The following is a 5,387-nucleotide window of genomic DNA, read 5'->3' on the forward strand; positions in this document are numbered from 1 at the left end:
TTCCTGTGGTGTTACTGGCTGGGGTGGCTGCCGCGGTGCCCGGGGCATTGTCGACGCCGGTTGCGTTTGTCGCGCCCTGGTCGCTGGGCGTGCCGGGCGCGCTATCAATACCCGCGGTGGCCGAGGTCTCGCCCTGTCCACCACCTGGTGTTGAAAGACCAGTGGGCACTTGTCCGGCCCAGCTGGGAACGGCGGCCAAGGCGCCCATAGCGGCGGCTGAAAGAGCGCGCACGTCTTCCTGGGCTTGCTCTTTGATTGCCTGGATTTCGGCGTCGACATCAATGTTGAAGAACTCCAAGAGTGGGCGGGCACCCTCGAGCATCTTGATGATGGCCTCGGCAGATTCAACGACGCCGGCCATGTTGAACAACATGGCGCCCAACGTCGTTGCCCAGGCGTCCAAACATGCGGAGGCTTCGCCTACTTGTAGGCCCACCATGCTGACCTTGACGAAGTACTGGGTCCAGCTGGCGGCAATGACTTCAGCGAGTGCACCTTGCCCGTGATTGAGCAGTTTCCAGGCCGAGACCTGGCCATCTTGCGCGGTTGCAAGCAGTTGACCCGAGAGCTTCTTGAGTTCCAGCGATCGCCGTGTCAGATCGGCCGGTTCCAGCGACTCTTCCCACAGCCCCTGGAGGATCTCAGCGGCATTCGGACCAGGCGGCATCGGGGGCATTGGCTATATCCCCCTAGCCGGCTACGCCGCACACTTGATCGAGTTCAGCCGACGCCGCGTTCGAGTTAACAACGTCCTGGCTGGAAAACGTGTGATCCCGCAGCTTCTGGACCTCACTGCGCCGCGTGGCGATGTAGGTACGCGCCGCCTCCGCTGCATCGGCAGGGTTGGGCATGATTTTCGGTTCGAACAGTTCCAACGCCCGGTCGATCGCGGTCGTGCGGTTCTGGATGTAGGTATCGATGTTCGGGGTGTTCCAGTCCCATCCAGCGGGAAGCAGCGGAATCGCGAGCAATGTCTGTTTAGTAGTTCGCCATGCTTTGCAGGTGGAGTTGTCCGCGGCGCTGGTCGCCGGTTCGCTCGACGTGGCCGGCGGTGTCGTGGGACCGGCAGTAGGCGCGGGGGTGTCTTTGCCGCTGAGGGCGAAGAACGCAGCGCCGGCTATCAGTGCGCCGGCGATCACGATGCCGGCGAAAATGATCCAGAGGGCGCGTCCCGACTTCGCAGCAGGTGGCATGGCGTAAGGGTGCGCATGGGGCGGCCACGGCGGTGGCGGTGCGCCGTTGTGTGGCGCCGGCGCAGGCTGATGCGTTGCGTGCGGCGCTCGGTCCGGTGGCGTGTTCCCCTCCATGAGTTTCTCCTATGTCAAGCCGCTGCTGTTTGGCAAGCGGGTTGACGGTTTTGGTGGTCGGTGTGCAGATGTCCGAATGCGACGCGGGCCAGGCGTCGTTTGAGGCAGCGCAGGGCTTCGGTGGTGGAGTCTCCTTCGGCGAGGCGGTGTCGATAGTAGGTCCGCCCGAGGCCATCGAGACGGATCTGGGTGACCGCGATGCGGTGCAGCGCGGCGTTGAGTTGGCGGTTGCCGGAGCGGGTCATGCGGACCCGTCCGCGAGTGTTGCCCGACCAGACCGGAATTGGTGCCACCCCGCTGTGGCGAGCGAAAGCGGCCTCGCTTTTGAACCGGGTGATCCCAGCGGCCTCGCCGACAATCTTGGCCGCGGTCAGTTCCCCGCAGCCGGGCATCGACAACAGTGCCGGGGCGGCCAGGCGTACGCGATCGCCGATACGTGCGGCGAGGGCGTTGATCTGTTCGGTGAGGCGGGTGATGTCGGCCAGCTCGTCACGGGCTAGTTCGGCGACCAGGCCAGGCTGGGTGGCCAACCATGCCCCGAGCAACTGGCGATGCTTGGCACGATCGAGTGAGCCGGCTTTGGGTGCGTGCGCGGGGTCGAGCTCATGAACTCGCCACAGTAGACGATTGATCGTCGAAGTGCGCTGTCCGACAAGGTCTTCACGGCGATCCACCAGCAGCTTCAACTCCCGGGAGACCTCGTCGTGGGAGGCGACCGGAAGGTCGGGTTCGCGCAGCACCGCCCGCGCCACGGCCAACGCATCGATGGGATCAGACTTGCCCCGGGTGCGTGCGCAGGCTCGGGTTTGGGCCATCAACTTGGGCGGGACTCGTACCACCTGTTGGCCGCAGGTCAGCAGGTCGCGCTCCAGCCGGGCCGACAGGTGACGGCAGTCCTCGATGCCCCACCGCACGTCGCTGCCGAACTGGGTGCGCACCCACGCCACTGCGTCATGGTGTCCGGCCGTGGTGGCCGGCACGACCTTCTCGCCGAGCTTGCGTCCGACTTCGTCGACGGCGACGAAGGTGTGAGTGCGCTTGTGCACGTCGGCTCCAACAACAACCATGGTGGTTGCCTCCTTCACTGTGAGGTGACGGTTGGGCCGGTCGGCGGACACATCTCAGTGGGGGCGATGCCACGCTCCTATCAAGTCACGCCGGCCGGTCCTTCACACCTGGCGCCGACAAAACCCATGGTTGCCAACCGGAGGCGGCACCGATGCTATGAGCCAGACACCAGATGTAAAGGATCCCAACCACCGCAAGAAGCGGTGACCTCACCCTGACACTGACTTGATGGTAAGGGCGGTTTGGGGCCAAAACTGCTGCTCGACCGGGGGCAATTTGGCTCATGAGTGCTTATCCGTCCAGTAGGTGGGCAGCTGTTGTAGGTGCTCCCGAAGCGCTTCGGGGTTGGCGGTTCGGTCGCTCGGTGGCAGTTCGGCCGATGACTGCAGGGCTTCCATGCGGGTATCGAGCCAGGTTTGCCAATCGTCGAGACCGGTTTCTCCCCCGGCGGCGAGCCCGGCGCGGTAGGAAGCTTCCTGCAACGCCTGGAGTAGGGCGTCGACGCCGGGGGTGATGCGCGCACCAAGGTTGGTGAGACCCAGGTGGTCAGAGAGAAGTGGGTCGACCGGCTGACGCCGGTATTCGTCAATGGCGAGAGTGTCGGCGTACCAGGCGTCTAGAGCTGCGCGCCAATCTCCTCGTGCTGCGTAGGGCTCCCACGGGCGCATGGGCATGGTCGTCAGTTCATGGAGAACCAGGGTTTCACTGTCGGCGTTGGCTTCGGTGGGGTTGATTAGCGCTGCGGCGCTACCCAGGATCTGCTCGCGTAGGCCGGTGTCGTGGTCGATGGTCAGCGTGGAACGCCAGTCAGCCGGCAGTGTTCCGGCGCGGGCTTCGGCGAGAATTCCGACCCACAGACGGGTGCGCGTTGAGTGGTAGATCAACGCGGTGCTGTGCGCGTCCAATCGTCGGAGGTAGGCGGTCGTTCGTTCGATCTGGTCGCGAAGGCGATCGTGGTTGAACACGGGTAAGGCCCCTCTCGGCTACGCAATTTGGCGCTAGCTTACGGTAACACACACGTAAGCACACATGTAACTACTTACACATGTACTTACACACACGAATACGTGACAACACGAATGTGTGATTACGTGAGTATGTGTTCGTGTGTGCTTGTACACTCATCGCATGATCTATGCGTTCGTGAACCAGAAGGGTGGCGTCGGCAAGACGACGTTGGCCGTGAACGTGGCTGCTGAGCGCTCGCGGCGCGGGCGGCGGGTGCTGCTAGTAGATGCTGATCCGCAGGGTTCTGCGCTCGACTGGCAGGCTCAGCGGGGCAACCTTGAGCATCCACCCATCTTCACGGTGGCCGGCTTTCCCCGCGACACGATTCACCGGGAGATTGGGCAGCTCGGGGCGGGTTACGACGATGTGGTGATCGATGCCCCGCCTCGGGTGGAAAGCACCGCTCGGGCGGTGATCATGGCTGCCGACCTCGTTGTCCTACCGGTGCAGCCCAGCCCGTATGACGTGTGGGCGAGCGCGGAGACGCTGGCGCTGTTGGAGCAGTCGCAGGTGTACAAGCCGGATCTGAGGGCGGCTTGGCTGATCAACCGCAGGATCGTCAACACGTCGATCGGCCGGGACATCAAGCAGCAGCTGCAGGACTACGGGCCCCGGCTGTTGGAGGCCACGGTCGCTCAGCGAGTGATCTTCTCGGAAGCTGCGAGCCGCGGTTTGGCTGTCCATGAGGCCGACCCGGACGGTGTGGCCGATACAGAGATTCGTGCTGTCGCACAGGAGTTGGAGGAGATGTCGAATGTCGGATAAGACCCGCCCGGACCTGACGCCACGTAGGCCTAGCGCTGCTGCTGACTTGCCCGCCGCCGCGGACGATTGGGTGCGCGGCGGCCGCGAGGGCACCGAGACGACGCCGCCACCGGCTCCTGAACCACCTGCACAGCCACCGGTCGAATCGTCAGCCAGTGAGCCGACCAAGCGCCTGACCATCGAGGTGCCGGCCAGCTTGCACCACGCGATCATGGTGCACGCCCGGGTCACCGGCGTTACGGCCAAAGACGAGATCACTCCTCTGCTACGCCAGCACTATGCCGACGCCCTGAAGCTTTACCAGCGATGAGCGAGGACTGATCGACCCCCAGCAGGGAACAGCGAAACCATGAGGTTCCGTACACCGTCGAGGCGATCAACACTGTGCGGCGGATGGGCTGGTATCGCCGGTTTGGCTTCGCAGAGCCCACGGTCGACGAGCAGGGGAGCTACGCCTACTGAGGCTATGGGTTGCCAGTGTTGATCCGCCGGCCTTTACCGTCGGAATGAACGGCTCAGTTAGTAGGTCCCGTCGAGGAGAGTGGACGGCTCCACAAATGCCTGGTCAGCGGTGTGCAGGGTCGGTAGGGTCGCAACCTATGGAGAGCCGGGCGCCCAAGGACGTGGTTGTGTCGAAGGCCGCCGTCAAAGCGGCCGGGATGCGCTCGACCAGGGCGTCGGCGAAGCTGGAAGGTCGAGTCGTGCCTGCTGGTCATCGGCGGTCCGCGGCCGTCACTGCGTATCTCGCGAGGATCGCTGCTGGTCGAGCAGATCGTGGCCAATAGCACTGATGATGATGGCGCGCCGACGATGGGCCGGGACCAGCTGCTCGAACATGCTGAGTAGAGAAGTATGGCCCTTGGTGAACGATCACAGCCCGTTCACCAAGTCCCGGCGTGAAGAGATCCTCGGATACGACCCGGATTCCGGCGTCTGAAGCTGGTCTGGGCCTGGCCCGCCCGTGGTGTCTCAGGTATTGGTGTTGGGTGTTTGTGTGGCAAAGGTTGGGGTGTGGCGGTGTCGTCTGGTCTGCTCTGGGCTTCTGTGTGGTGGTCTGTCGGCTTGGCCCGTGGTGCGGGGATAATGGAATACGTTGGTGTTGAGTGATTCTGGTGTTGAGGGCGTAGCCCGGTTGGTAAGACGGGATGGCGTGTCCAGCAACGGGTGTCGGCTCAATCCGCCGGCCGGAGTTGCGATAGCTGTTCACCACGGTCGAGGCGAAGCCGAGACAGAGTAGCC

At 63.8% G+C, this 5,387-nt stretch carries 6 protein-coding genes; 2 read left to right on the plus strand and 4 right to left on the minus strand.

What is annotated here, in order from left to right; translation table 11 throughout:
• The 4 genes from MSZK_RS31460 to MSZK_RS31475 all read right to left on the minus strand — a co-directional run.
• Nucleotides 1-676: hypothetical protein (locus tag MSZK_RS31460; protein ID WP_199203564.1), on the minus strand; the 676-nt coding region annotated here is incomplete at its 3' end.
• 13 nt (nt 677-689) lie between these two features.
• Nucleotides 690-1,193 carry a hypothetical protein gene (locus tag MSZK_RS31465; protein ID WP_099252408.1) on the minus strand — a complete coding sequence of 168 codons (504 nt, stop codon included), beginning with the start codon at nt 1,191-1,193 and terminating at the stop codon, nt 690-692.
• Nucleotides 1,194-1,321: 128 nt separating this feature from the next.
• On the minus strand, nt 1,322-2,392 hold the full coding sequence (locus tag MSZK_RS31470; protein ID WP_199203565.1) for an IS110 family transposase: 1,071 nt from the start codon (nt 2,390-2,392) through the stop codon (nt 1,322-1,324).
• A gap of 264 nt (nt 2,393-2,656) precedes the next feature.
• On the minus strand, nt 2,657-3,340 hold the full coding sequence (locus MSZK_RS31475) for a hypothetical protein (protein ID WP_099252409.1): 684 nt from the start codon (nt 3,338-3,340) through the stop codon (nt 2,657-2,659).
• A 163-nt stretch (nt 3,341-3,503) separates the two neighbouring features.
• Here MSZK_RS31475 and parA point away from each other — a divergent pair, with 163 nt between their 5' ends.
• A complete protein-coding gene (parA, locus tag MSZK_RS31480) occupies nt 3,504-4,148 on the plus strand; it encodes a ParA family partition ATPase (protein WP_099252410.1) in 645 nt (214 codons plus the stop codon).
• A gap of 46 nt (nt 4,149-4,194) precedes the next feature.
• Complete coding sequence (locus tag MSZK_RS31485) at nt 4,195-4,458, plus strand: hypothetical protein (RefSeq protein ID WP_099252411.1); 264 nt, start codon at nt 4,195-4,197, stop codon at nt 4,456-4,458.
• Nucleotides 4,459-5,387: the final 929 nt, after the last annotated feature.

Origin of the sequence: Mycobacterium sp. shizuoka-1 (assembly GCF_002723835.1) — a bacterium.
Lineage (GTDB): Bacteria > Actinomycetota > Actinomycetes > Mycobacteriales > Mycobacteriaceae > Mycobacterium.

Excerpts from the sequence above, each read along its gene's own strand:
- parA (WP_099252410.1), top strand. The coding sequence starts at position 3,504 with ATGATCTATGCGTTCGTGAACCAGAAGGGTGGCGTCGGCAAGACGACG.
- MSZK_RS31465 (WP_099252408.1), bottom strand. The coding sequence starts at position 1,193 with ATGCCACCTGCTGCGAAGTCGGGACGCGCCCTCTGGATCATTTTCGCC.